The sequence below is a fragment of the Agarivorans sp. TSD2052 genome (assembly GCF_023238625.1).
In the GTDB taxonomy this organism is placed as follows: Bacteria; Pseudomonadota; Gammaproteobacteria; order Enterobacterales; family Celerinatantimonadaceae; genus Agarivorans.
Genome location: NZ_CP096670.1, coordinates 4,067,612 through 4,093,036 on the forward strand (window position 1 = coordinate 4,067,612; position 25,425 = coordinate 4,093,036).

Sequence of the window (25,425 nt, forward strand, 5' to 3'; positions counted from 1 at the left end):
CATGACAACTAAAAAAATGGGCATAACCCCACTGGCATTGTTTAGCTTATGTGCGGTACTGGTCGTAGACACCTTAACGGCGTCAGCGTCTATAGGCGTAAGTTCTCTAGGGTGGTGGACACTCATCTTAGTTATTTTTGTGATTCCTTATGGCTTGATCACCTCAGAACTCAGCGCCGCCTACCCCGGAGAGGGAGGCATTTACGACTGGGTAAAGAAAGCCTTTGGCTCCAGCTGGGCTATTAGAACGACCTGGTTTTACTGGATAAATGTTGGCTTGTGGATGCCCGCGGTGTACATCTTATTTGCCGGTATGTTTTCAGAACTATTTGCGCCAGACTTACCCCTTAGCGCTCAGGTGTTTATTTGCATAAGCCTGACTTGGCTAACCGTGTGGGTATGTAATATCTCAGTTGATGTGGGGGTGCTAATTACCAATGTATGTGCGGTATTAAAAGTGCTCATTATCTCGGTGCTTGGCATAGGCGGTTTTATTTATGCGATGAAAAATGGTGTTGCCAACGAATTTAGCTTAGCGGCAGTAATGCCTTCTTTTGATTCCGGAGCGGCATTTCTTCCTGCGTTAGTCTTCAATTTAATGGGCTTTGAATTGGTCGCCACCATGACTAAAGAAATGAAAGACGTAAAACAAATTCCCAAGGTGGTGTTCTTAGCCATTGCAATTACGGCCTTTCTCTACATTATTGGCACCTTGGGCATACTAATGGCACTGCCGGTTGAAGAAGTGGGCTTAGTAGCAGGCATTATTGATGCCCTTAAAGTACTGTTTGGCAATGGTCCGCTAGGTATATTTATGACCTATGCGCTAGGCGTTGTGACCCTACTGACCTTTATTGGCAATATGGTGAGCTGGACCATGGGTTCTAGCCGCGCTGCTGCGCAGTCAGCTAAAGACGGTGAGTTACCTAACATTGTGGCAAAAAGCTCTGCTAAATACGCCACCCCGGTAGGTGCGAACATCATCACAGGGTTAGTTTCTACTGCCGTTATTTTCATCTACACTTTTTTTGCTAACACCAATGATGAGTTGTTCTGGTCGATGTTTGCCTTTTCAAGCTGCATCTTCCTATTACCTTACTTATTGATGTTCCCTGCTTACTTAAAGCTGCGTATTAACGATCCAGCAACAGCCCGGCCATTTAAAATACCGGGCGGGCTTAAAGTGCAGCTAGCGATGACCGTTATTTGTTTCCTCGTTATCTTACAAGCGGTGGTGCTATTTATCTTCCCAGATATCATTTTCGGCACTATCGATTGGCAATATACCATTCCGGTATTAAGCGGCGTGCTAGCCACCATTGCCCTTGGTGAGCTGCTACTGCTACGAGCGAAACGACAAAGTAGCCCACTGAATCTGGCCAGCGAAACAGGAGCTTAAGCATGAGCAGAATCATCGAAGAGGTACCTGCCAGTGCCGGTTTTTATATGCCCGGTGAACACCAGCCACAAAGCGAAGTGTGGATGTCATGGCCATTACGCAGCAATAACTGGCGCTATAGCGGCAAGTTTGCCCAACACGCTTTTGTAGAGGTAGCAATAACGATTGCCCAAGCTACGCCAGTGGTAATGTTGGTTGAACAAAGCCAATACGCTAATGCGCGGGCCCAGTTGCCAGCACATATCAAAGTGATTGAGATGTCTTATAACGACAGCTGGATGCGCGACATTGGCGCTACTTACGTGGTTAATCAAGGAGGCGAGCGCCGCGGTATTAGTTGGCAATTTAATGCGTGGGGCGGCTTAGTTGATGGCCTTTATTTCCCTTGGGATCTAGATGATGCGGTGGCCGAGAAGATGCTCAATATCACTGGAGACGCTAGCTACAAAGCCCCCTTTGTATTAGAAGGCGGAGCCATTCACACTGACGGTGACGGCACCTTATATACCACCAAAGAATGCTTGCTTCACCCCAGCAGAAACCCTGATTTGTCTCAGCAACAAATAGAAGAGAATCTAAAAAGCTATTTGGGTATAGAGAAAATCATCTGGCTAGACAAGGGCTTATATAACGACGAAACCAATGGGCATGTAGACAATATCATGCATGTAATTAAGCCCGGAGAAGTAGCTCTCACTTGCTGTGATGATCCCAGCGACCCGCAATATGCCATTAGCCAAGCCGCGTATAAACAGCTCAGTAATGAACGCGATGCCAAGGGCCGTGCGCTAAAAATATATAAACTCCCCATGCCTGGCCCTCTTTATATGAGTGAAGAGGAAGCGGCGGGAATAGACCAAACCGAGGGCATGCAACGTGAGGCCGGTGAGCGATTAGCGGCGTCTTACGCCAACTTCCTGATAAGCAATGGCTTAGTGGTGTTTCCTCTACTAGATGAAGCTAACGATGAATTGGCCAAAAATGTGTTGATTGAGGCATTTCCTGAGCATAAGGTAGTGGGAGTGACGGCGCGTGAAATCTTACTGGGTGGCGGCAATATTCATTGCATTACCCAACAAGTGCCTAGCGTCTAACTTCGCAGACAAACACCTCGTGAAAGATAAACCAAGTCAATGCCGCTTGGCTTGGTTTATCTTGTTTCAGTACTTATCCACCGCCGGTGAATAACCACCTAAACGGGAAGTATTCACTCCTAAACGCACCAAGCTTTCACATAACGACACCGCACAAGACACTCCATCTAACACTGGTAAACCGTATTTTATAGACAAAGCGTTGGCTAAATCGGTCATACCTGCACAACCTAATACAATTGCTTCGGCGCGATCTTGAATAATGGCCTGTTCAATTTCGCTAGAAATTTTTGACAAGGCTGCAGGATTATTCTCTTCAAGCTCTAATACCGCGACTTCAGATGAGCGCACTTTCACGCATTTTCTGTCCATACCATAGCCCAGCAAATTATGCTCTAATGCTGGTACCGAGCGGGCCAAGGTGGTGACCACCGAAAACTTATTAGCCAGCATCGACGCCACATGACAAGCCGCTTCACCAATGCCAAGCACCGGTTTATCGGTCAAGCAGCGCACGGCATCCAAGCCGGTATCATCAAAGCACGCAATCACAATGGCATCGTAATTCACCACTGCCTGAATCGCCGCTAACATACCGGGAATGCTTAAGGCTTCGTCGTAATAACCTTCTATAGACGCAGGTCCATGTTGCGAATGCACTGCAATAATATCAGTGCCAGTCGCCGCAATCTGCTTGGCTGACAGGGCGATTTTGTCGGTCATGGCCGCTGAGGTATTAGGATTAACTACCAGAATTCGCATCGTTGGTTACACCTCTCCGCCGAGATAAGCGGCTTTAATCCGCTGATCATTCATCAACTCACTGGACTGCCCTTCAAGCACTACCGAGCCGGTAGATAAGGCATAGGTGCGATTGGAAATAGACATCGCCATGCGACTATTTTGCTCTACCAACAATACACTTACGTCTTGGTCCCTAGAGATAGCGACAATAGAGCGAGCAATGTCTTGTACTAACTTGGGCGCAATACCTAAGCTAGGCTCATCGAGCAATAACACTTTAGGTTTTGCCATCAGGGCTCGACCAATCACCATCATTTGCTGCTCGCCCCCTGATAGAGTACTAGCCTGCTGCTGGTAACGCTCACGCAGCCTGGGAAAACGCTCTAAAACACTGTCGAGCGTGTCGGCAATACCGGCTTTGTCATTCCGGGTAAATGCCCCCATCAATAAATTGTCTTTAATCGACATTAACGGGAAAACCCGTCGCCCTTCTGGCACCATGGCAATGCCCTTTTTCACAATATCGGGTGCAGAAGTGCCATCGAGACGCTCACCTAGATAGTGAATAGCCCCCGACTTAATGTCAGTTAAACCGGTGATGGCTCGCAAGATAGAGGATTTCCCCGCACCATTGGCCCCAATAAGCGCCACGGTTTCACCTTGATGCAAATTAATCGATACCCCTTTTAGGGCATAAACGTGATCGTAATAAAGTTCTACATTGTCAAAACGAAGTATTTCGGTCATAGCTTACATCCCGATAGCTGCATCTTCTGAGCCCAAGTAAGCCTCGATGACTTTGGGGTTATTTTGAATTTCGCTAGGTGTGCCTTCGGCAATTTTCTCGCCAAAATTAATCACAATCAGCCTATCTGATATTTTCATGACTGCCGGCATGTCATGTTCTACCAGCAATACCGTGACTTGCCGTTCGTCTCTTAGGCGCTTCACCAAGCTGACCATTTTCATGGTTTCGTCGTGGTTCATGCCTGCAAATGGTTCATCTAGCAGTAAAATAGCGGGATCAGTGGCCAAGCCGATGGCCATGCCTAAAGCGCGTAAATGGCCTTGCGGTAAATTTGACGCTAGCTCGCCGCTAATTGCCTGCATCTCTAAAAATTCGATAATTTTATCGGCTGACTCAGCAAATATGCGTTCGTCACTGCGGGCCGCCGCACTGCCGAGAAAAAAGCCGAATAAGGAGGCTTTGGAGCGTAAGTGATGCGCCGCAATAATGTTTTCGCGCACCGTCATTGAGCGAAACACCGTGGTTTCTTGAAAAGTACGAACCACCCCTTTACGAGCAACAATGTGCGGTGCGAGGTTATTAATTCGCTCACCTTTTAATAACACTTCGCCACTGCTGGTGCTCAAAAATGATGAAATCAGCTGAAATAAGGTCGACTTACCCGCCCCGTTAGGACCTATTACCGACAATATCTCGCCCTTCTCTACTGAGAAGCTAATGTTATTCACCGCAGTTAAGCCACCAAATCGTTTAGTCACTCCATGCAGTTCTAATAGGGCTGTCATAAGCGCTCCTTTTTTCGTTCCAGCAGACTAAATACGCCGTTGGGTAACACCAACATCAAAATGATCAGTAGGCTAGAAAAAATCAGCATTTGATACTTACCAGCGGTAAATAATAAATCCCAACCGAAGTACAACATTAAAGTGCCTAACATCGGCCCAAATACATAACCTAAGCCCCCCAAGAAACAGTTCAACATGAAGTTAACACTGTCGGCGACTTGGAAAGATGAAGGGTAAATTGATTGCGAAATGGCAACAAAACTCGCCCCAGCAATGCCGCCAAAAAAGGACGATATTGAATAGGTTACAATCCGCAAGTAAGCGGTATTTACACCAATAGAGGCCGATAACTCTTCATTTTGCTGCAATGAGCGACACAGATGCCCCAAACGCGAGTTAACCAAGCGCCACACTACCGCGTAAGCGATGATCATGAGGGTCACAGCCATCAGGTAGAACGCAATTTTAGGATTGTCTAGGCTAGCAAAATCGGGGATCAGGGTAATGCCGAAAATTTCTACCGCCTTAGGTAGCGGAATAGAAGTAATACCCTTGGCACCTTGTGTCACAGGTAATGCCAAAGCCGTTAGGCGCATCACTTCGGTTAACACTAACGTCACCATGGCAAAATACACGCCGCGTAACCTTAAAATCGGCAGCCCGATAAATACCGATAATACGGCACAAAATAGCCCAGCTAAAGGCAAGCTAAGCCAAAAGTTAAGCCCTGCTTGGGTCACTAAAATAGCCGATACATAGCCACCGGCTAAAGCATAAGCCCCTTGGCCAATATTTATCCGGCCAATATAAAAGGTTAACCATACCCCCGCCGATGCAATCGACAACAAAGCCACTGAAGTGAGCGTGTAATAAAAATCGCTGCGCCCAGTTAACGTAATCACTAACGGAACCAGTAAGTAAACCGCGAGCAAAAAAAGCGCTATTCGAAACACCATTTTTTTGTTCATACTATTAGCCCCATGGTTTGCCCATTAGCCCTTGTGGGCGAATGGCTAAAAAGATCATCAACGATGCAAAAATCACCAAATAAGTGATATCGCCATATTCCGATAACACCGACAAACCAACACTTTCTAACATGCCTAAGATAAAACCGCCGGCGATCGCCCCAGAGATAACCCCAGCCCCGCCAATCATGATCATCATGAACGCTTTAATTGAAGCGGGCCCGCCCATGCCAAGGTTAATACCGGTGATAGTAACCAATAAGCCACCCACCACACCGGCCAAGCTGGCACCTAAAGCGAAGCCAATCATTTGGTAGCGATCAACGTTCACCCCCATTAATTGGGCGGCAACTTTATCCTGTGCCAAGGCCCGCATGGCGCGGCCAGGTTTGGAATATTGCATAAATATGATAAACACCACGATCATCGCAATAGCAATTAAGCCAATCACTATTCGGTCGTAGGGCATGATGATGCGAAAGTCCCAGTTAAACACCCCGTCGATTATTTTGGGAACACCGCGCTGTTTTTCTCCAAAACTTAACAAGATGACCGCGTCGAGAAAGAAGGCGATACCCGCAGCCAGTAGCATGGAGCTCTCATCGCGTTTGGATTTCTTAATCACTGGCCGAAATAAGAATTTCTCTATTAAGCCCCCCACCACCGCAAGGGTAACGGCTGACAAAATTAAGCCCACTAAGAAAGGCAATTCAAACTGCACCACGATGGTGTAGGTAACAAAGCCACCTAACACATACATTTGCCCATGGGCAAAATTGAGTACGTTCATCAACGAAAAAATCAGTGTTAGGCCTAGCGCAATCAAGGCATATTGCGCTCCAAGATAAAGACCATTAACGACAATCTGTTCCATAACTAACCCTTCACAAAGCATTCTCTATAGAATGCTTGGCTTCTCAGTATGAGTCGCCAAGCATCGGTGGCAGCCGCTATATAGCTGCCACCTTTGATTTAATCAACAGTGGCTACAAACAAGGTTTCAAATTGGCCATCACGATAAACATTGACCACGAGTGGTACCGCTACTTGGCGTTTTTGACCAAATGAAGACATACCCACATAGCTCAACTTGGCATCACCCACCATGTAAGGGTTAGGCGCTTCAAAGGTATCCATCGTTGCTTGGAACGCCGCTACGTCTTTCATCGCTGCGGGGTTAGCTTTTAGCGTTTCAAGGATGTACTCAAGCGCATAAACCTTAGTGTTTGACTCATCGTTATACTCACCAAATTTCTTGGTGTAACGCTCTACAAACTCACGCATTTTATCTGACGCTAGCTCAGGCGTTGACGCACCACCCACTGAAATAAAACCGTCGGCAAGTTTGCCCGCACCTTCTTTCAAAACGTTAGCATCTTGAGCCGTTTCCGTTGAAATAAGCCCGGTATAGCCCAACTCACGCGCTGAACGAATTAACTGCGGTGCATTTGCTGGCGACACACCCGATAATACCAACAGCTCAGGTCGAGACTTAATCACCGGCAGCAACACTGGGGTAAAATCGGTGGTATCCACCTGATAAGTCACACTGCTAGACACCACCTCTAAACCAAGTGCTTTAGCCGCTGCAACACCGCCATCACGCTGACTTAAGGGGTCTGACTCGTTGGCTGCAACAAAGGCGACTTTTTTGATGCCTTTCTCGTCGATCAGGTACTGGTAAATCGCGGGGCCAGACTGGTAGTTGGCCACCATGCCTAGTACTGCATTAGAAGCTGGTTTGGTATATAGCGACTTAGGGAAAGCGTAAGGGAAATACATAATGCCCTTTTGCTCAGCCACTGGGCGCACTGCCGCGGCGCCATCATCTACGTTCGGTCCCACCACATAATGAATACCTTCTTGCGCCATTTTCTCCATACCAGCAATTGAGCGCTTAGGATCTTTCTGGTCATCAAAGGCAACAATCTCGATGTCGTAAGTGGTGCCTCCAATGGTGTAACCACCTGTTTCGTTGATCCAATCTGCGCGCGTTTCCATTGAACGCTGATTAGAAATACCCCAAGCTGCTGCAGGGCCTGATGTTACTCCGACAAAGCCAACTTTAAGTACTGGATTAGCGGCAAAAGCGATGGTTGAACAAGTCATACTGATAGCACTCGCTAGCAGGCCGTACTTTATATAATTACGATATTGCATTGTATGAACTCCTTTTAGGCACACATTAATGGTTAAATCTAAACAACAAAAAAGTGATGGTTCTTTATATTCCTTGAAACACAATGATTGTTAACAATGAATAAAGTATTGTTAACGATTAATCATATCGATTGTTAACAAGCAAGCCACATGCCATACTTAGCTTCTCGTTATGAGTTTTCGAAATCTACGCTTGAAGCCCTTATATTCGGGCGATTTGAAGGGAATCAAATACTAAGGCAACATCAGCAATCAACAAAACCAAAGATAAATGGAGTAGAATTTGGATGAAAATAGTGCACAGTGACTTAAAATGCAGCACAGCTTTAATCTCAAGGATGGTTAATACGAACTCATGACCAACAATAAAACATCAGATACCGCTGAAGAAGAAATGATCGTAGAGCGCATTTACCAGACCATCATCGATCAACGCCTGGCCCCCGGAACTAAACTGGCTGAATCAGAGTTATGCGAAGCCTTTGGTGTGGGAAGAATGCGAGTGCGTCGTGCCTTATTGATGTTAGCAAACCGCGAGTTGGTGGTGCTTCATGCAAATAAAGGCGCATTTGTAGCCAGCCCTACCGCCAAGCAAGCACATGATGTGTTTGAAACCCGGCTAGCCATTGAGCCATCGCTGATCCGCTTAGCAGTGCAACGCGCCACCGCTAAAGACATTGATGGTTTAGAACAACACTTGCAGCAAGAATCTGACGCCCATCACGCAGGCGATCGGCGTAAAGCCATTACTCTATCAGGGCAGTTTCATATCAGTTTAGCGAAAATAGCTGACAACGCAGTGATGCTTCGACTAGTAAAAGACTTAGTCACCCAATCATCATTGATTATTGCTATGTTTGGCTCGGTGGGTATGAGCAATTGCCGAGATGATGAGCACGCTAGAATTATCCAAGCTATACGCCAGGGCGATGAAGACCTAGCGGTGAGTTTAATGCGTGAGCATATTCACCATATCAAGGCCAATATCAATTTAGACCATCGCCAAGAAGGAACCCCCGATTTGGCCAGCATTTTTTCGTCATAAGCATGCGGATTAAGCAAAAGTTTAGCCTCAGCGCTACCTTTGGCATATTTTGACCCGCATTTTAGCCAACTAAAGGTATCTAATATCGACCACACCGAGAGAATTGTCTCAACATGAATTACTGAGGGTTTGCATCAAATCAAAGCCAAAATTTGATAAGTCTGCTACCCTATGCCTTGTATTAATTAACCACTATAAGCTCTTTCAGATGTTACATTTGCCTTCTCCAATATTGGCGGTTTTACGTACAATTATTGGTTTCTTTACTCGCGGAAAATTTGTTCCAGAGAATCCGATTAACGAGTTTGATTTAGATTTATCTCAACCAATCATTTACGTGATCCCTAGCAATTCGTTAGCTGACGTACTCACCTTGCAACTCGCTTGTAAGCAACTAGGCCTGCCCGATCCCTTTGACCCGGTAATGTTTGCTGGCCAAGCCCACCAACGGGTGGCCTTTTTGGTTGATGGCAATGGCGAAACCCTCGAGGCGACGATTGAGCAGTTCACAGCAGCCTTAAGCATTCACCGAAGTGATGAGAGCCACAATGCTCAGCTCATTCCGGTGAAACTATTTTGGGACCGTTACCCTGGCCGAGAGAGTGTTGAAGATCTGATGGGGGGTAAGCCTACTCGCCCCGCGGGAACCCTGAAGAAAATATACCAAGTGGTCTTTAAAGGGCGGGAAAACCTCATTCGCTTTAGTCGGCCAGTATCCTTAAAAGACATGGCGCAAAGACAGGGCTCAGATAAGCGGATAGGCCATAAACTCGCCCGGGTTGCACGTATCCATTTTAGCCGTATGCAAATGATTGCTACGGGTCCTAAACTGCCAAATCGTCGTCATATGTTTGAGCAGTTGCTCGCTTCATCGACCATTCGTAATGCTATCGAAGATGAAGCTAACGCTAAGAAAATCAGCAAGGCTGAAGCAACACAAAGCGCGTTAAAATATCTTGAAGAAGTTGCCGCAGATTTTTCTTATCGTAATCTACGCATGGCCGATTCGGTATTAAGTTGGGTTTGGAACAAAATTTACTCTGGCATTGAGGTTAACCATGCTGAAAAAGTACGCCAGTTAGCTCAAGAAGGGCATGAGATAGTTTACGCACCTTGTCACCGTAGCCACATGGACTACCTGCTATTATCTTATGTGCTTTACCACCAAGGCATGGTACCACCGCATATCGCAGCCGGGGTTAACTTAAACTTTTGGCCGGCAGGCCCATTTTTCCGCCGCGCTGGTGCTTTCTTTATTCGCCGTAGTTTTAAAGGCAATAAACTCTACTCCACGGTTTTTAGAGAGTACTTAGGCCTATTATTTAGCCGCGGATACTCGGTTGAATACTTCACCGAAGGTGGCCGCAGCCGAACCGGACGTTTATTACCGCCTAAAACTGGCATGCTAGCCATGACAGTGCAAGCGATGATGCGCGGTTTAGAACGGCCAGTGACGATTGTGCCGGTTTACTTCGGTTACGAGCACGTTATGGAAGTTGGTACTTACTACAAAGAACTAAAAGGCAAAACCAAAGACAAAGAATCGTTACTGTCATTATTTGGTATGCTGCGAAAACTGCGCAATTTTGGCCATGGTTACGTCAACTTTGGCGAACCGATTAATCTAAATCATAGCCTAAATAAACTGGCACCCGAGTGGCGAGACCACCCTGAAGATGGGCTAAAACCCAGCTGGTTAGTGCCTGCAGTAAACGACATATCCAACCAACTGATGGAAAATATTAACAGTGCTGCGGCGGTCAACGGCTTGTGCTTGAGCGCCATTATTTTACTGGCGGCCGAAAACCGCGCCATGCCGCGCAAACAGCTGGTTAAGCAACTCACACTATGCACCACGTTGATCAAAAATGTGCCCTACAGCAGCCATGTCACTTTGCCAGACATAGACGCTGAAAGCCTATTAGACCAAGCGATTAGCTTAGATAAGTTTGAAATTCGCAGTGATTACCTTGGTGAGATAGTGGGCTTAGATGAGAAGCAGCAGGTATTACTGAATTTCTATCGCAATAATATTATTCACTTGCTGATTATTCCTGCGTTTATCGCCACGGCTTTGCTTCAGCATCGCCGTTTAGGCCGCAGCCAATTGGTAACACTGATGGAGCAGCTTTACCCTTTATTAAAAGGCGAGCTGTTTATGCACTATCAAGCTAGTGATATGAGTGAACTTATCGAGCGTTACTTGGCTGAGTTTGTGTCACTTAAATTAATTAGTGAAAGTGATGATTGCTTTAAAATTGATAATCATCGGCGTGGTCGCTTATTGCTGCTTGCTCAAATAGCGCAAGAAAGCTTACACCGCTATGCGATTGTGGCGGCGTTACTCGCTAAATGTCCACATCTAGAGCGCACAGAGCTAGAACAACAAGCATTAGCGGGGGCTCAACGCCTTGCCAAGCTACATAACATTGATGCCCCTGAATACTACGACAAGCGCATCACCACCAATTTGTTGGCACTGGCTCGTGAACAAGGCTACACCGCCCCTGAACACGCCAATAATTTGTTTGCTCAGCTGTCTCCATTACTGGCCGATGGCGTTTATGATTCAATCAGTGAATTATTGGATTTAGAGGCTTAGCCCGATCAAGCCAAGCAATAACATTATCAGGTATATGCCAGCCACAAATAGTGGCTGGCTATACCAGCAAACAATACTAAACCTACGTAGTTATTATTAAGAAATGCACTAAAGCAGGCTTCTCGTTGCCGATAGCGAATTAACTTTTGCTGATAAACGAATAAAGCGGCGGCTCCCAGTAATGCTATATCAAAGCTCAAGCCTAACTGTTTATAGTAGCCAATCGCAGCAAAAAACAACAAACAGACCAGCTGCAAAACGCCAATAATCAACTTATCAAATCGGCCAAATAAGATAGCGGTAGACTTAACACCGATCTTTAAATCATCCTCTCTATCCACCATTGCATATTTAGTATCGTAAGCAATGGTCCAACATACGTTGGCGAATACTAATAACCAAGCTTCGTTTGCGATTTGGCCAGTTTGAGCGGCATAAGCCATTGGTATACACCAGCTAAACGCTAAGCCCAAAAACAATTGCGGCAAATGGGTAACCCGTTTCATAAATGGGTATAAAGCGGCAAGGCCCAACGCCACGACTGACAATACAATGGTTAAAGTATTTTGAGTAAGCACCAATAAAAAAGACAAGCCGACAAGAGCGGCAAACAACAGTAAGGCGGCTCTCTCAGTCACTTCACCGGTCGCTAAGGGGCGCTGAGCAGTACGTTCAACATGAACATCTACCTTTCTATCGGCATAGTCGTTAATTACGCAGCCTGCAGAGCGCATTAGAAAAACGCCCAATACAAATACTGCTAATACCGACAGATCAGGTACGCCATCAGCTGCCAGCCACAGAGCCCACAACGCAGGCCACAACAACAACAAGGTACCAATAGGTTTATCGGCCCGCATTAGCTGCCAATAGGGACGCATTCTTGCCACTCCTTGCACTTACTACTCCTTGCTATATGCCAAGCTATCGGGAAGAAAAACCTCTGCAACTAGCAGTGGCGCACTATCGAGTATAAACCGAGAACGTCTGCCCCACAGCGCAACATTGTCATTAGCATACTGATAAATACTTGACGCTTTGTCGATTAGGCCTATCTCTAAGCTTTGTCTTTGGCCTTTTTCAGTAAATAACAATTCACCTAAAGGTTTATTATTTAGCTGGCTCACCGCTGCGGCATCGCCCTCCAAGGAGCTTTGGGGGATAATACTTCGTGCAAACACCCATGCCTTGCCATCACAAAGCAGCAGTACTTCTCTTATCCAATAGGGCCCTGCACAGGCTAATGACATTCGCTCATGCTCAGCAATTTCTTGGTAACCTTCAAACAACACATTTATCGAAAAATGTTGGCAATGTTCACGCAAGCGGGCAGTAAGCGACCCAGGATAGAGCAGCCAATCGGCTAAAACGTGACTACTTAACTCCACCTTTTGGGGTAAATGCCAAACGCCTTCGGCGCCACAAGGTGGATTCTTGTTTAGGTTCACGGCTATACTTGTAAAAGAGTTATAGCCATATTATCCGGTAATTCAAGGATTAAAGTAAACTATCCTTTCGCCCTATTATGCTATTCTTGCTAAGTCTATATTAGGCGCATTATCAATAGTTAAGCCTGTAGTAGATATGCTGAGCTAAAGAGAAGCTATAGTTTAAATATGCGCTTAGTGCTTGACCTATCATCGTATAGTAGAAACAATAAAACCAAGACTAGCAAAGGATTAGAACGTCGCATGAAATTTGCCCACACACTGCTGTTATGCGGTAGCTTATTTTTCTCAGCCCTCGCCAATAGCCAAGAAGCGGGTAACCCAAGTTATGCCTACTTTGGGTTTGAGCCAGACATTATTACTAACTACATAAGTAGTGGTAAGAAGCTGGGTTATGTTCGCGTTACTGCTGAAGTCATGGTAGAGAATCAAAGTGCCCTAAGCAGTATTGAACATCACGCGCCACTGATTCGTGACGCGATCATAGAAATTTTGGGCCACCAGCGCGAAGAAGATATCAAGTCACTGAAAGGCCGCGAAGAAATAAGAGTGCTTTGCCAAGAGGCGGTCAATGATTTACTCGTTCAAGAAACCGGTAAAAAATTGGTTAGCAAACTGTTATTTACGAAGTACCTTTATCAGTAATCTTGTCAAATATTGCTTGAGCACAGCCCACGAATAAACCGAACAAGTGGGCTAAGTTAGCGGTAGATGGGCCGACTATATCCATAAAACCAATCACTAGCCACACCAACATAAAGCCCACTATTGCTGGACTAAGTTGCAAGCCCGTTTTAGGCCTTAACCAACCCGTAAACCAGCAATAGCCTAACAGTGCATAAACTACCCCTGATAAGCCACCAAAGTATGGCCCGCTAGCCAACAGTTGCGCCACATTGGGAATAATGGCCGCCACCAAGGTGATAAGTAGCAGCTTAGAGCTACCTAACTGACGTTCGACTTCACCGCCGAGTTGCCACCACCACAAACCGTTAAACACAATATGGATAATAGAAAAGTGTAAAAATATGGGGGTAATCACTCGCCAAAATTCGACTGAGGCCAATTGCTCCAAACGGGGAGTAATCGTGAGATGCTCAATCAGGTAGCGTTCAAAACCTAAACTCATAAAAGCATATACAAGCGCCGATATGATTAACACCGCTAAGGTAACAGGCCCCGCATGGGCTAAAAATGCATTCTTAACAACCCCTGAGCCACCATAAGAAAAAGACGCTTTACGGCTATCAGCCACTTTCCAAGATGCGGCTAAATATTTCTGGTCGTTGGGGTTATTTAAAAACTGCTTAAGCTCGTATTCAGCTTTTTCTAAGTGTTGTTCATCTTTTAGAAATATCGCTACGCCTTGCTCTGCAGGCGCTAACAAGCATTCTATTTTTAGCACCGCCATATAATCAACGTAGGCTTGGGCAACCCTTGGGTTGTTCATTACTATAAGCTGCTTCACTCAGCTTCACCCGCTTCAATAGGCGCCACAGTGCGCCATGCTTCAAAGCCGCCTTGTAGGCTATACACTTCTTCAAATCCTTGATGCAGCAGATATTGAGCAGCGCCTTGGCTAGAGATACCGTGGTAACACATCACAATCAGCGGGGTATCAAATTCTGTTTCAGAAATCAGCTTATTTAAACTGCCATCGCTCAGGTGAAAAGCATCAACCGGGTGGGCTTGCGAAAACGACTGAGGATCACGCATATCTAATAACACAGCGCCATCATTCGCAATCTTATCTTGGGCACCGCTCACATCGATTTGTTGAAACTGTTCCATGGCAACTCTCTTCTGAATATTTCCTTCACTTTAACTGGTTTTATAGCAAAGAAAAAGTCACATCGTTTACGTGGATAAGCGATAAAAAAAAGCAAGCCGAAGCTTGCTTAGTATTATTCCATTTGTGGCTTAGGCGCCCAAGTAGGCCTTGCGAACATCTTCATTTACCAACAAATTATCACCGGTATCTTCCAACACAATGCGGCCATTTTCTAACACATAACCACGATCGGCTAAACGTAGGGCTTGGTTAGCATTTTGCTCAACTAAGAATACGGTCATTCCACGTTGCCGCAGTTGCTCCACAATATCGAAAATTTGCTGAATGATGATCGGCGCTAACCCCAGTGAAGGTTCATCTAACAACAGCAACCTAGGGTTACTCATTAACGCTCTGCCAATGGCCAGCATTTGTTGTTCACCACCCGACATGGTTCCGGCACGCTGGCTAACTCGCTCCAATAATCGTGGAAACAAGTTATACATCTCTTCGATACGCTCTTCTGTTTCTTGCTTAGTCGCAAAAAACGCTCCCATACGTAGATTTTCTTCCACGGTTAAACGAGAGAATATTCTACGCCCTTCTGGCACTACCGCTATGTCGCCACGCATAATGTCATGGGTTTGGCTATGCGTGATGTCTTTGCCATCAAACAATACTTGGCCGCTACTGGCTCTTGGATCACCACACAAGGTCATAAGCAAAGTGGTTTTGCCTGCACCATTAGCGCCAATAAGGCTAACTATCTCGCCTTCATTCACCTGCACATTTACATTGTGCAGGGCTTGAATAGGGCCATAGTGCGTTGAAACATTTTTTAACTCTAACATTAGTTGCTTGTCCCTCAGCCTTAAAATTCACCTAAATAGGCTTTGATAACCTCAGGGTTATTACGAATATCTTCTGGCGTACCATTTGCCAAAGGACAGCCTTGATTTACCACGTAAATCCGATCAGAAATTCCCATAACCAGTTTCATGTCGTGCTCAATCAGCAATACAGATACGGACTCATTGGCGCGTAAATCCATGATCAAATTATCAAGATCGTCGGTCTCTTTAGGGTTAAGCCCCGCTGCCGGCTCATCTAACATCAAAATTTCAGGGCGAGTCACCATACAGCGTGCTATTTCTAAACGGCGCTGTTGGCCATAAGCCAAGTTGCCGGCTTTACGGTTAGCAAACTCGGTAAGACCCACTTTGGCTAACCAGTACTCAGCAAATGCCAAGGCGTCCGCTTCGCTTTTCTTAAAGCTCGGCGTTTTCAGCAAACCCGCGATGAAATTAGTATTCAAATGGCGGTGCTGAGCAACCAACAAGTTTTCAACCACGCTCATGTCTTTGAACAAACGAACGTGCTGAAAGGTTCGCACGATGCCTTTACGAGCAATTTGATGCCCCGCAAGACCTTGCAACGCTTCACCGCGATATAAAATTTGGCCGGCGGTTGGTTTATAAAAACCAGTTAGGCAGTTAAATACCGTCGTTTTACCCGCGCCATTGGGGCCAATGACCGATACGACTTCTTTCTCTTTAAGCGTTAGTGCAACATTATTTACTGCCAGTAAGCCACCAAAACGCATGGTAAGGCCATTAACTTCTAATATATTACTCATGCCTTGGCCCCCTCTTTTAACTCAATGTGAGGACGAGACATCGGCAATAAACCCTGTGGTCGCCAAATCATCATAAATACCATCATTAAACCAAACATCAGCATACGGTATTCATTAAATTCGCGCGCCATTTCAGGTAATACCGTCATAATAATTGCCGCGAGTACCACACCAACTTGTGAGCCCATGCCCCCTAGTACTACAATCGCTAAAATAATGGCTGACTCAATAAAGGTGAAAGACTCTGGGCTAATGAAGCCTTGTCTGGCAGCAAAGAAACTCCCAGCAAAACCAGCAAAACCAGCACCAATAGTAAAGGCAGTAAGCTTAACCACGGTTGGATTTAAGCCTAAAGAGCGGCAAGCAATTTCATCTTCACGCAAGGCTTCCCAAGCGCGGCCAATGGGCATTCTTAATAGGCGGTTAATCACAATAATAGTGAGCACGACCAGTAATAAAGCCATCAAGTATAAGAAGATAACTTTATACTGCGAGTTGTAGCTAATACCAAAAAAGTTATGGAAGGTATCGAAACCTTCACCCTTTAGTCTTCGGTTAAACTCTAAGCCAAACAAAGTAGGTTTCGGCACCCCGCTAATACCATTAGGACCACCAGTAAGGTGGGTCAAGTTATTCAGCAATAGACGAATAATTTCACCAAAACCGAGGGTCACAATCGCTAAATAATCGCCACGTAAGCGTAAGACAGGAAAGCCCAGTAAAAAGCCAAACAAGGCTGCCATGCCACCCGCAATAGGTAAACATGTCCAAAAGCCAAAACCATCGGCGCTTAACAACGCATAGGTGTATGCACCAACCGCATAAAAGCCCACGTAACCTAAATCAAGCAAACCCGCTAAACCTACCACTACGTTTAAGCCCAAACCAAGCATCACGTAAATTAAGGTTAGGGTGGCTAAATCCACCGAGCCACGACTGACAATAAAGGGCCATACAATGGCGCCCGCTAGCGCAAATGACACCATTAAGCGATAAGCTTTGGGGCTTTCTTCTGGGCTAGGCAGTTTAAAGTTGAACTTTTTGACTGCGCCCCGAGGTTTAGCCTTACCAAACAACAAAGGGTGTAATAACTGGCTGATAAATACTGCAGCCATACCGATAAACAACCATTTTAGGTGTTGCTCATCTGCGAGAGCTAAATTTAAACCACTGCTACTCGGCTCCATACGAATACCCAGTAACCAGCCTGCCAATAACATAAACGTGATGGTTGAAATCAAGGCGCCAGAAAGATTGAGCTTACTCATACTTTTTCTACCTCCGGCTTACCTAGCAATCCGGTTGGCATAAACAACAATACAAAACACAGCAGGCCAAACGACACCACATCTTTGTACTCAGTACTAAAATAACCAGCGGTAATCGCTTCAGTTATGCCCAGTAGCAAACCACCCACTACCGCTCCAGGTATCGAACCAATGCCGCCTAATACTGCTGCGGTAAAGGCTTTTAGCCCAGCCATAAAGCCGATATACGGATTAATCACCCCGTAATATATGCCTAGCAATACCCCCGCGACAGCCGCAAGTGCAGCACCAATAACGAAGGTCAATGAAATGACTTTATTGGTATCAATACCCAATAAATTAGCCATGCCAATATCTTCTGAACATGCTCGACAAGCACGCCCCATGCGTGAACGAGTAATAAAAGTGGTAAGTACAATCATCGTGACAAAGGTCACCACAAAAATAACCAACTGCATGTATGAAATCGTTAAATTGAAGCCATCTTCGGGGCCGAAAGACCAACCACCAGAGATTAAGCTTGGCATGGCAATATCTCGGCTACCTTGCGAGAGGCGCACTAAGTTTTGTAAGAAGATGGACATACCAATCGCCGAGATCAGGGCGATTAAACGGTTACCACCACGTACCGGTCGATAAGCGACTTTTTCGATGGTCCAGCCATAGGCGCTGGTAATAATGATGCTTATTGCAAACGCACCAAATAACAAAATCGGTAAGGAATCTAATCCCATGAGTGATAAAGCAGCGAGCACAATAAATGCGACGTAACTACCGATCATATACACTTCACCGTGGGCGAAGTTAATCATGCCGATAATGCCATACACCATCGTGTAACCAATGGCGATCAGCGCATAGGTACTACCAATGGTTAATCCATTGACTAACTGCTGAAAAAAATAGAAAAATTGCTCAGACATAGCTGCCCCAATCTAGTGGCTCTAGACCACCAATTAAGTGTCTTTTAAAACGGAAAACACCGACTAGGCAAAAGCTAGTCGGTGCATCATTACGGAATTACTTAGCGGCAGACGAAGAACCGTCAGCATGCCAAGAGAATACGCCAAAGTCGAAGCCTTTAAGGTCGCCTTTAGTATCCCACTGTAGTGGTCCCATTACCGTATCAACTTTGTTGTTACGTAGGTATTCAGCGACTGCTTCAGGATCATCACCCGCAGCACTCACACCAGCAACAATAGATTGCATAGCCGCATAGGCTGTCCATACAAACGGGCCAGTTGGGTCATCACCTTTCTCTACTAAGGCATCAACAATAGGCTTGTTGGCAGGGTCTAAGTCATATTTCTTAGGAAGGGTAACCAGTAAACCTTCTGAGGCTTCACCTGCAATAGCCGAGATGTCTTTATTACCCACACCTTCTGGACCCATAAAGGTAGCCTTAAGGCCTTTCTCTGCTGACTGACGCAAAATGGCACCAAGTTCAGGGTGGTAGCCACCGTAATAAACGAAATCCACTTTCTCTTTGTTTAGTTTAGAAATAAGCGCAGAAAAATCTTTATCGCCAGCGGTTACACCTTCAAAGGCCACCACTTTAACACCCGCAGTTTCTAGTTCAGTTTTTACTGAAGTGGCAATACCTTCACCGTATTGCTGTTTGTCATGAATAACCGCAACACGCTCAGGTTTAACTTTGTCGATAATGTAACGAGCGGCAGTTGGGCCTTGGTCGCTATCTAAACCAATAGTACGGAAAGTAAGTTGGTAGCCACGGCTGGTGATATCAGGGCTAGTTGACGCAGGAGTAATCATTAATACGCCTTCGTCTTCATAAACGTCTGACGCGGGTTGGGTCGCGCCAGAACACAGGTGACCGATTACGTATTTAACACCATCATTGATGATTTTGTTGGCTACGGCTACCGCCTGTTTTGGTTCACAAGCATCGTCGTACACTACCGCTTCAATTTGCTTACCTTCAATGCCACCCGCTTGATTAAGCAGCTCAACAGCAATACCTGCACCAGCAAATTGCATGTCACCATATTGAGCAACCGGACCGGTTACAGGGCCTGCAATTGCAACCTTGATAGTATCAGCAGCGTTAGCTACAGACACAGCACCAAATAACGCTAGCGAAACCGCTAAGCCGGAAGCTGATTTTTTCCATTTAGTCATTAGAAACTCCATGTTAGCTTTTTGTTATATTATGTATGTTTGCAGAGATGATGCGCTAGCTGGCAAAGCCAAGCTATCCCCAGTAATCACCTCAGTGGTTCCTGTTTTACCTTATACTCACAGTGTTTAACAAGAGGAAGGATCAGCAGAGTAGGTTCGCACTGGTTTTTTCGCCGACCATAACTCTGCTCAACAAGCGAACCACCAGCCACAAACAGCATAGAAAACCAAAAAAGTAGAGATTTAACCCACAACGGATCACAAATAAGGCATTTAACCCTTAATTTTTGTAAATATGCTACAACTATGGTGGATTACTAATATTGATACGGGATTTTGGTTTTCTTTGCAGCATAAATGCACAGCCAATAAGCAGTAGACAGGCCACTTTAGCTTTTCCCTTGCCATTAGTAATGAAATATTACGCTAACTTTTGGAATATTTATGCAGCGTCAATATCTAGTATTCAGAGCAACACTGGCCAGTGTGAATACCATAATATGCACAGTAAACTGACATTATCCGCCGAGATGAATCGTTGTGTAGAGTGAAAAAGTGGACACCAAAAACGCTCGTTTAAACGAGCGTTGTACTTAAACTAATAGAACACTCTTTGCATGTCGTAGGGTGCTCCGCCATAGGCGCTTTCGGTAGCGGTTAAGTTAACCACATCGCCTTCCTCTACATTGCTTAGACTATATTCAAGCAGCAAGTCACCACTGCTCTCACCATATATGTATATATCATAGTCTCCTTGCTCAATCTGATACTCTTCAGAGCCGAGGTAAGTCAGAGTAACTACCGCTTCATAATTACTGGGGTTAGCGCCATCGGCCACCACCACAATGTCTAAAGACTCTGAATCTTCATTATCAATAGCATGGGTGAAAATGAGCTTACCGTGGGTGGCAATGATACTCAGATCATTTACTTGGTCATTTAGCGTCAGGTCTTCGTCACTATCACCGGCTGCAATAATGGTGATTTGAGAGTCTGTCGTTATCTCAAAACTTTCCACTGCTAATGCTGAGTCGGTATCAATATCCGCTCCAAAATCATACATATAAAATGTCATGCTATCGCCGTCATCCACATCACTAATCGTAATTTCTGCTTCAGCAGACAAATCACCAAAGTCTAGATGGGTAAACAGCAATTGTTTACCGGAGCCATCATCGAAATAAATATCTATCGCTTCGGTATTAGCAATAGCATTGTTTACTCTAAGATAAGCAGGTTGGGCATCATTGGTAATCAATCGTGCCTCATCTTCATCACATTCAACCACCGCGTAGCGCAGCGTATTACTGCCTGCAACCGAATAACTCACCACACTATAAATGTATGAACTAGCGGCTTCGAGGCTGATATTATCCGCTGCTATGACAATAGAGCTGGTGTCTGACTCAGTGACTATAATTTTATAAGTACCCTGGTCAACATCTAGCTCTTCAGATTCCCCCATATAGCTCAGCGAACTGGTCACCGATTTATTAAGCAAATTACCCCCTTCATCAACGAGATAAATATCTACATTCGCTAACTCACTGGATGCTTGAAAAAACTGTATTCTCGCTTGTCCGTCGTCGTATTCGTCATCGTATAGGTCGTCAACATCGGTTTGAATTGTTAGCACTTCTGGGGAAAAAGGATCCTCTCCATACAGAATATACGAATGAATATACTGTTTCTTTATTGTGATCTCATCATCGTCGGTGAAGCGAGCATACTCTGTGTTCGGTAAAATCTGATTAAACTCGAGGTCATAACTGCCCGTGCTCAACTCAGTTAAAGCACTGGACTCAGCAAAGCCAATTTGGGCAAATGCGTTTTCATCCATGATGAGCTCTATATCTGGCGACGCTGGAACTAAATTTACAAATCGAAAATAACCCGTGCTAGAAGTCGCGCTTTCATCTTCATCATCGTCACCGATTTGAAAGTTACTTAAATCACAAGCCACTAGAGTGATACTAACTAGCACTAACACCGCAAGTTTCCATAACTTACTCATAAACATAACTACTCCATAATACGGGGAAACGTCAGATTTCTGCCATCCTCATCCGCAACCTAGGCTGGATGACTTGATTGATGATGAAAGCGCATTCAACAAGCCTTCAAACATCTTTAAGCGCTTAAGTTCGGCTAGCCTTTGATTTGGTTTAGTTGAAGAACTCATTTGCAGAAACAAGATTGGATATTACTGAGCAAGCCCGCCAACGAAAAGCCAACAGCGGTCGATTCAACCAAAACTCCATATTTGCAGATAGGCATTCAAGGCAGATAAACGTACCGCTTAAACATTATTTTGGAGACGAGAAGCTTAGTTGAGTTATAGCAGTGAGTAAGTTCAGAGAAAAATAGAGCAGTATTGGTTGCCAGCCAGGCGACAACCAATACGGTAACGAATACTAAGACACGTCACTCCCTACTTGTGAAGCCAAGTGCAAAGTGCGGGTAGGAAAGGCAAACTCAGCGTCGTTGGCAACCACAATTTCAACCACTTTATTGAGTACATCTTGTTTAACTTGGTGGTATTTGACCCAATCGGTTGTTTTGGTGAAAGTATAAATAAAGAAGTCTAACGACGAGGCATTAAAGCTATTGAAGTTAACCATGAGAGTTTGGCTGGTATCGATCTCTGGGTGATGACGCAGCATCAACTCTACCTCTGCGACGACCTTGGTCATTTTCGGCGCATCATCGTAACGAATACCGATGGTTTCTTTAATCCGTCGGTGGCTCATACGGCTTGGATTTTCAACTGCAATACTAGAGAAAATCGCGTTAGGTACATACAAAGGGCGTTTATCAAAGGTGCGGATCTTGGTCACCCGCCAGCCGATGTTCTCTACGGTACCCTCAATACTGCGGTCTGGAGAACGGATCCAATCGCCCACCTTAAAGGGTTTATCGAAGTAGACAATTAAGGCACCAAAAAAGTTAGCCAACAAGTCTTTGGCAGCCATACCCACTACTAGGCCGCCCATCCCACCAAAGGCTAATACACCTGAAATACTAAAGCCTAGGGTTTGAAACACGGCTAACATGAGTAAAATAATGACGGCTGCACGGCACAGTTTTGCTACCGCATGCACGGTGGTTTGATCTTTGCCCACAGCAATTAGCTGGCGCTCAGCACGGCGAACAAAGCGCATACCTACCCAGGCGAGTAGAAAAACAATCAATACTTGTCGCACGACTGGAATCACTGGTTTCAAGTCAGAATCAAGCGCATTGGCAAACGCCACCGCCACCAGCGAGAGACCGACGACAGCTATCAACCAATTGATCGGTTTCCACAACGAATACCAAATAGCATCATCCCATACCGTTGTGGTTTTTTGGGTTAAACGACTTAAACGCGCCGCCAATACGCGCCACACAATAAACGCTAACAAGGTAATGCCTAACACCACAAACACGTCAAACAGCCAATTAGAGGTCGCTAACTGGGCTTGTTCTTGCTCTAACCACTGGGAAAACTCTTCAAACATAGATCCGTCTCTTTATAAACAAAACGCGGCCGAAGCCGCGTTAATAAGATTGAGTTAGCCGACGACTTTACGCGGCGATACCTGAGTGGCGCAATAAAGCATCCACTTTCGGCTCTCTTCCTCTAAAGGCTTTAAATAATTCCATCGGCTCTTGAGAGCCACCTTTTTCTAAGATGTTACTCAAGAAGTGTAAGCCAGTCTCAGAGTTGAAAATACCGTCGTCTTCAAATTTTGAGAAAGCATCTGCCGACAATACCTCTGCCCATTTATAGCTGTAATAACCCGCGCTATAGCCACCAGCAAAAATATGGCTAAAGCTATTTTGGAAACGGTTAAAACTTGGTGGCTTAATCACCGATACTTGCTCGCGCACTTCGTTCAAGCGTTCAAGAACACTGCGGCCATCGGCAGCTTCATAGTGTAAACGGAAGTCAAACAGCGAGAATTCTAATTGGCGCACCATGGTCATCGCCGATTGGAAGTTACGCGCCGCAAGCATTTTATCTAGCAAAGCTTGGGGTAAGGGTTCGCCAGTTTCATAGTGACCAGAAATGAAAGCTAAAGCGTCAGTCTGCCAGCACCAATTCTCTAGAAACTGGCTAGGTAGTTCGACCGCATCCCAAGCTACACCGTTAATCCCGGATACGGCAGCTTCGTCTACTTTAGTCAGCATATGGTGAATGCCATGGCCAAATTCATGGAACAAGGTAATCACTTCGTCGTGAGTAAATAAGGCCGGTTTATCCCCCACTGGCTTATTAAAATTACAGGTTAAATAGGCCACCGGTTTGATCAGTTTTCCATGCGCATCTACTCGACGGTCGATACAGCCATCCATCCATGCTCCGCCACGTTTATGCTCTCGCGCGTATAAATCTAGGTAGAAGGAGCCGCGTAGCTCGCCGGTTTCATCGCTAATGTCAAAGAAACGTACGTCTGAGTGCCAAGTATCAACACCTTGCTTCTCGGTCACCGTCACCTTAAATAAGCGTTTCACCACTTCAAATAAGCCACCTAATACACGATCTTCTGGGAAGTAAGGGCGTAACTGCTCATCAGAAATTGAGTAAGTGTGCTGCTTCAATTTTTCAGAATAATAAGCCATGTCCCAAGCGGCTAATTCGGCAACTTGATAGTGCTCGCTAGCGAAGGCTTGCAGCTCGGCTAATTCATTCTCGGCTTGTGGTTTAGAGCGGGCAGCCAAGTCATTAAGAAAGCCCAGTACTTGGCTAGGTGATTCGGCCATTTTGGTCGCTAGAGACTTGTCGGCGTAGCTAGCAAAACCTAATAACTGGGCCAGCTCGGTACGCAATGCTAACTCTTCATCAATAATGGCAGTGTTATCAAATTTTTGTTCGGTGCTCGCTTGCTCAGAAGCGCGCGTGCTGAAAGCGCGATACATTTCTTCACGCAACTCTCGCTTATCTGCGTAAGTCATCACTGGTAAGTAACTAGGAAACTCAAGAGTTAATAAATAACCATCAAGTTCTTTTAATTCGGCGGCTTGTTTCGCTGCAGCCAAGGCTGATTCGGGCAAACCAGCAAGTTCGTTAACATCGCTGATATGTTTTTGCCATGCCAAGGTAGCATCTAACACATTGTTGGAAAACTGTGAGGATATTTCAGACAGCCGCTTCACTATGTCACCATAGCGGCTTTGCTGCTCGGCTTCTAAGCCAATACCCGATAATTCGAAATCACGCAGCGCATCAGTAATCGATTTTTGTTGAGCCAAGTTATATTCAGCAAAAGCATCACTGGCGGCTAGCTGCTTGTAAGCTTGATATAAACCCTCATGCTGACCCACAAAGGTGCTGTACTCAGACAAAATTGGCAAACATGCTTCATAAGCTTCACGCAGGGCTTGGCTATTCACTACCGAGTTACAATGGCTTACTGGCGACCAAAGACGGCTTAGGCGATCATTCACCTCATCTAAGGGCAGAATGAAGTTTTGCCAAGTAGCGATCGGCTCCTCAAGTACTCGGTCGATAGTAGCGCGACATTCTTCAATCACTTGCTCTACCGCAGGCTGCACATGTTCTGGCTTAATTTGGCTAAACGGAGGTAATCCGGGTAAATCAAGTAAGGGATTGCTCATAGGGGATCCTTTAGGAC

Annotated in this window: 23 protein-coding genes; 5 read left to right on the forward strand and 18 right to left on the reverse strand. The window is 45.5% G+C overall.

Annotation, left to right across the window (positions count from 1 at the left end):
• The first annotated feature begins 1 nt into the window (after position 1).
• Positions 2–1,399: an APC family permease gene (locus M0C34_RS18610; RefSeq protein ID WP_248713149.1), complete on the forward strand. Its 1,398-nt coding sequence runs from the start codon at positions 2–4 to the stop codon at positions 1,397–1,399.
• A 2-nt stretch (positions 1,400–1,401) separates the two neighbouring features.
• Positions 1,402–2,493 carry an agmatine deiminase gene (gene aguA, locus M0C34_RS18615; protein ID WP_248713150.1) on the forward strand — a complete coding sequence of 364 codons (1,092 nt, stop codon included), beginning with the start codon at positions 1,402–1,404 and terminating at the stop codon, positions 2,491–2,493.
• Positions 2,494–2,559: 66 nt separating this feature from the next.
• Here aguA and M0C34_RS18620 read toward each other — a convergent pair whose 3' ends face one another.
• From M0C34_RS18620 to M0C34_RS18645, 6 genes are all read right to left on the reverse strand, one after another.
• Entirely contained in the window at positions 2,560–3,255 is a 696-nt protein-coding gene (locus M0C34_RS18620) for an aspartate/glutamate racemase family protein (RefSeq protein ID WP_248713151.1), read from the reverse strand.
• A gap of 6 nt (positions 3,256–3,261) precedes the next feature.
• Positions 3,262–3,984, reverse strand: a complete 723-nt coding sequence (locus tag M0C34_RS18625; RefSeq protein WP_248713152.1) for an ABC transporter ATP-binding protein — start codon at positions 3,982–3,984, stop codon at positions 3,262–3,264.
• A gap of 3 nt (positions 3,985–3,987) precedes the next feature.
• Positions 3,988–4,770, reverse strand: a complete 783-nt coding sequence (locus tag M0C34_RS18630; RefSeq protein WP_248713153.1) for an ABC transporter ATP-binding protein — start codon at positions 4,768–4,770, stop codon at positions 3,988–3,990.
• Positions 4,767–5,738 (reverse strand): branched-chain amino acid ABC transporter permease, encoded by a 972-nt coding sequence (locus M0C34_RS18635; RefSeq protein WP_248713154.1) that lies wholly within the window; start codon positions 5,736–5,738, stop codon positions 4,767–4,769. Before M0C34_RS18635 ends, M0C34_RS18630 begins: the two co-directional genes overlap by 4 nt.
• Positions 5,739–5,742: 4 nt before the next feature.
• A complete protein-coding gene (locus M0C34_RS18640) occupies positions 5,743–6,612 on the reverse strand; it encodes a branched-chain amino acid ABC transporter permease (RefSeq protein WP_248713155.1) in 870 nt (289 codons plus the stop codon).
• Between the two features lie 98 nt (positions 6,613–6,710).
• On the reverse strand, positions 6,711–7,898 hold the full coding sequence (locus M0C34_RS18645) for an ABC transporter substrate-binding protein (RefSeq protein ID WP_248713156.1): 1,188 nt from the start codon (positions 7,896–7,898) through the stop codon (positions 6,711–6,713).
• A 355-nt stretch (positions 7,899–8,253) separates the two neighbouring features.
• On the opposite strand from M0C34_RS18645, the gene M0C34_RS18650 reads away from it, so the two are divergent.
• Both M0C34_RS18650 and plsB read left to right on the forward strand, forming a co-directional pair.
• On the forward strand, positions 8,254–8,943 hold the full coding sequence (locus M0C34_RS18650) for a GntR family transcriptional regulator (RefSeq protein ID WP_248713157.1): 690 nt from the start codon (positions 8,254–8,256) through the stop codon (positions 8,941–8,943).
• 208 nt (positions 8,944–9,151) lie between these two features.
• Positions 9,152–11,545, forward strand: coding sequence for a glycerol-3-phosphate 1-O-acyltransferase PlsB (gene plsB, locus M0C34_RS18655; RefSeq protein ID WP_248713158.1), 2,394 nt, complete (start codon positions 9,152–9,154; stop codon positions 11,543–11,545).
• Between the two features lie 26 nt (positions 11,546–11,571).
• Here plsB and ubiA read toward each other — a convergent pair whose 3' ends face one another.
• A complete protein-coding gene (ubiA, locus tag M0C34_RS18660; protein ID WP_248713159.1) occupies positions 11,572–12,426 on the reverse strand; it encodes a 4-hydroxybenzoate octaprenyltransferase in 855 nt (284 codons plus the stop codon).
• A gap of 21 nt (positions 12,427–12,447) precedes the next feature.
• Positions 12,448–12,993, reverse strand: coding sequence for a chorismate--pyruvate lyase family protein (locus M0C34_RS18665; protein WP_248713160.1), 546 nt, complete (start codon positions 12,991–12,993; stop codon positions 12,448–12,450).
• 243 nt (positions 12,994–13,236) lie between these two features.
• Between M0C34_RS18665 and M0C34_RS18670 the strand changes: the two genes are divergently transcribed.
• Positions 13,237–13,638: a flagellar basal body-associated protein FliL gene (locus tag M0C34_RS18670; protein WP_248713161.1), complete on the forward strand. Its 402-nt coding sequence runs from the start codon at positions 13,237–13,239 to the stop codon at positions 13,636–13,638.
• Here the strand turns inward: M0C34_RS18670 and glpG are convergent.
• From glpG to prlC, 10 genes are all read right to left on the reverse strand, one after another.
• Positions 13,616–14,461, reverse strand: coding sequence for a rhomboid family intramembrane serine protease GlpG (glpG, locus tag M0C34_RS18675; protein ID WP_248713162.1), 846 nt, complete (start codon positions 14,459–14,461; stop codon positions 13,616–13,618). The genes M0C34_RS18670 and glpG overlap by 23 nt on opposite strands.
• A complete protein-coding gene (gene glpE, locus M0C34_RS18680; RefSeq protein WP_248713163.1) occupies positions 14,458–14,784 on the reverse strand; it encodes a thiosulfate sulfurtransferase GlpE in 327 nt (108 codons plus the stop codon). Before glpE ends, glpG begins: the two co-directional genes overlap by 4 nt.
• Before the next feature lie 129 nt (positions 14,785–14,913).
• Positions 14,914–15,615: an ATP-binding cassette domain-containing protein gene (locus M0C34_RS18685; RefSeq protein ID WP_248713164.1), complete on the reverse strand. Its 702-nt coding sequence runs from the start codon at positions 15,613–15,615 to the stop codon at positions 14,914–14,916.
• A gap of 20 nt (positions 15,616–15,635) precedes the next feature.
• A complete protein-coding gene (livG, locus tag M0C34_RS18690; protein ID WP_248713165.1) occupies positions 15,636–16,400 on the reverse strand; it encodes a high-affinity branched-chain amino acid ABC transporter ATP-binding protein LivG in 765 nt (254 codons plus the stop codon).
• A complete protein-coding gene (locus M0C34_RS18695) occupies positions 16,397–17,668 on the reverse strand; it encodes a high-affinity branched-chain amino acid ABC transporter permease LivM (protein WP_248713166.1) in 1,272 nt (423 codons plus the stop codon). The genes livG and M0C34_RS18695 overlap by 4 nt, the downstream gene beginning before the upstream one ends.
• A complete protein-coding gene (gene livH / locus M0C34_RS18700; protein ID WP_248713167.1) occupies positions 17,665–18,591 on the reverse strand; it encodes a high-affinity branched-chain amino acid ABC transporter permease LivH in 927 nt (308 codons plus the stop codon). Before livH ends, M0C34_RS18695 begins: the two co-directional genes overlap by 4 nt.
• A gap of 97 nt (positions 18,592–18,688) precedes the next feature.
• The gene (locus tag M0C34_RS18705) at positions 18,689–19,807 is read right to left on the reverse strand and encodes a branched-chain amino acid ABC transporter substrate-binding protein (RefSeq protein WP_248713168.1); all 1,119 of its coding nucleotides are present in this window, start codon (positions 19,805–19,807) and stop codon (positions 18,689–18,691) included.
• A 598-nt stretch (positions 19,808–20,405) separates the two neighbouring features.
• The gene (locus tag M0C34_RS18710; protein WP_248713169.1) at positions 20,406–21,821 is read right to left on the reverse strand and encodes a DUF4397 domain-containing protein; all 1,416 of its coding nucleotides are present in this window, start codon (positions 21,819–21,821) and stop codon (positions 20,406–20,408) included.
• Positions 21,822–22,221: 400 nt separating this feature from the next.
• The gene (locus tag M0C34_RS18715; RefSeq protein WP_248713170.1) at positions 22,222–23,307 is read right to left on the reverse strand and encodes a mechanosensitive ion channel family protein; all 1,086 of its coding nucleotides are present in this window, start codon (positions 23,305–23,307) and stop codon (positions 22,222–22,224) included.
• Positions 23,308–23,374: 67 nt separating this feature from the next.
• The gene (gene prlC / locus M0C34_RS18720) at positions 23,375–25,408 is read right to left on the reverse strand and encodes an oligopeptidase A (protein WP_248713171.1); all 2,034 of its coding nucleotides are present in this window, start codon (positions 25,406–25,408) and stop codon (positions 23,375–23,377) included.
• Between the last annotated feature and the right edge of the window lie 17 nt (positions 25,409–25,425).

Bases quoted from the DNA above. Each gene is read 5' to 3' on its own strand.
- M0C34_RS18625 (WP_248713152.1), bottom strand. From the start codon at position 3,984: ATGACCGAAATACTTCGTTTTGACAATGTAGAACTTTATTACGATCAC.
- M0C34_RS18620 (WP_248713151.1), bottom strand. From the start codon at position 3,255: ATGCGAATTCTGGTAGTTAATCCTAATACCTCAGCGGCCATGACCGAC.
- M0C34_RS18640 (WP_248713155.1), bottom strand. From the start codon at position 6,612: ATGGAACAGATTGTCGTTAATGGTCTTTATCTTGGAGCGCAATATGCC.
- ubiA (WP_248713159.1), bottom strand. From the start codon at position 12,426: ATGCGTCCCTATTGGCAGCTAATGCGGGCCGATAAACCTATTGGTACC.
- M0C34_RS18650 (WP_248713157.1), top strand. From the start codon at position 8,254: ATGACCAACAATAAAACATCAGATACCGCTGAAGAAGAAATGATCGTA.
- M0C34_RS18695 (WP_248713166.1), bottom strand. From the start codon at position 17,668: ATGAGTAAGCTCAATCTTTCTGGCGCCTTGATTTCAACCATCACGTTT.
- glpE (WP_248713163.1), bottom strand. From the start codon at position 14,784: ATGGAACAGTTTCAACAAATCGATGTGAGCGGTGCCCAAGATAAGATT.
- prlC (WP_248713171.1), bottom strand. From the start codon at position 25,408: ATGAGCAATCCCTTACTTGATTTACCCGGATTACCTCCGTTTAGCCAA.
- M0C34_RS18610 (WP_248713149.1), top strand. From the start codon at position 2: ATGACAACTAAAAAAATGGGCATAACCCCACTGGCATTGTTTAGCTTA.
- M0C34_RS18630 (WP_248713153.1), bottom strand. From the start codon at position 4,770: ATGACAGCCCTATTAGAACTGCATGGAGTGACTAAACGATTTGGTGGC.
- M0C34_RS18645 (WP_248713156.1), bottom strand. From the start codon at position 7,898: ATGCAATATCGTAATTATATAAAGTACGGCCTGCTAGCGAGTGCTATC.
- M0C34_RS18715 (WP_248713170.1), bottom strand. From the start codon at position 23,307: ATGTTTGAAGAGTTTTCCCAGTGGTTAGAGCAAGAACAAGCCCAGTTA.
- M0C34_RS18635 (WP_248713154.1), bottom strand. From the start codon at position 5,738: ATGAACAAAAAAATGGTGTTTCGAATAGCGCTTTTTTTGCTCGCGGTT.
- plsB (WP_248713158.1), top strand. From the start codon at position 9,152: ATGTTACATTTGCCTTCTCCAATATTGGCGGTTTTACGTACAATTATT.
- M0C34_RS18685 (WP_248713164.1), bottom strand. From the start codon at position 15,615: ATGTTAGAGTTAAAAAATGTTTCAACGCACTATGGCCCTATTCAAGCC.
- M0C34_RS18710 (WP_248713169.1), bottom strand. From the start codon at position 21,821: ATGAGTAAGTTATGGAAACTTGCGGTGTTAGTGCTAGTTAGTATCACT.
- M0C34_RS18705 (WP_248713168.1), bottom strand. From the start codon at position 19,807: ATGACTAAATGGAAAAAATCAGCTTCCGGCTTAGCGGTTTCGCTAGCG.
- M0C34_RS18670 (WP_248713161.1), top strand. From the start codon at position 13,237: ATGAAATTTGCCCACACACTGCTGTTATGCGGTAGCTTATTTTTCTCA.
- livG (WP_248713165.1), bottom strand. From the start codon at position 16,400: ATGAGTAATATATTAGAAGTTAATGGCCTTACCATGCGTTTTGGTGGC.
- aguA (WP_248713150.1), top strand. From the start codon at position 1,402: ATGAGCAGAATCATCGAAGAGGTACCTGCCAGTGCCGGTTTTTATATG.
- livH (WP_248713167.1), bottom strand. From the start codon at position 18,591: ATGTCTGAGCAATTTTTCTATTTTTTTCAGCAGTTAGTCAATGGATTA.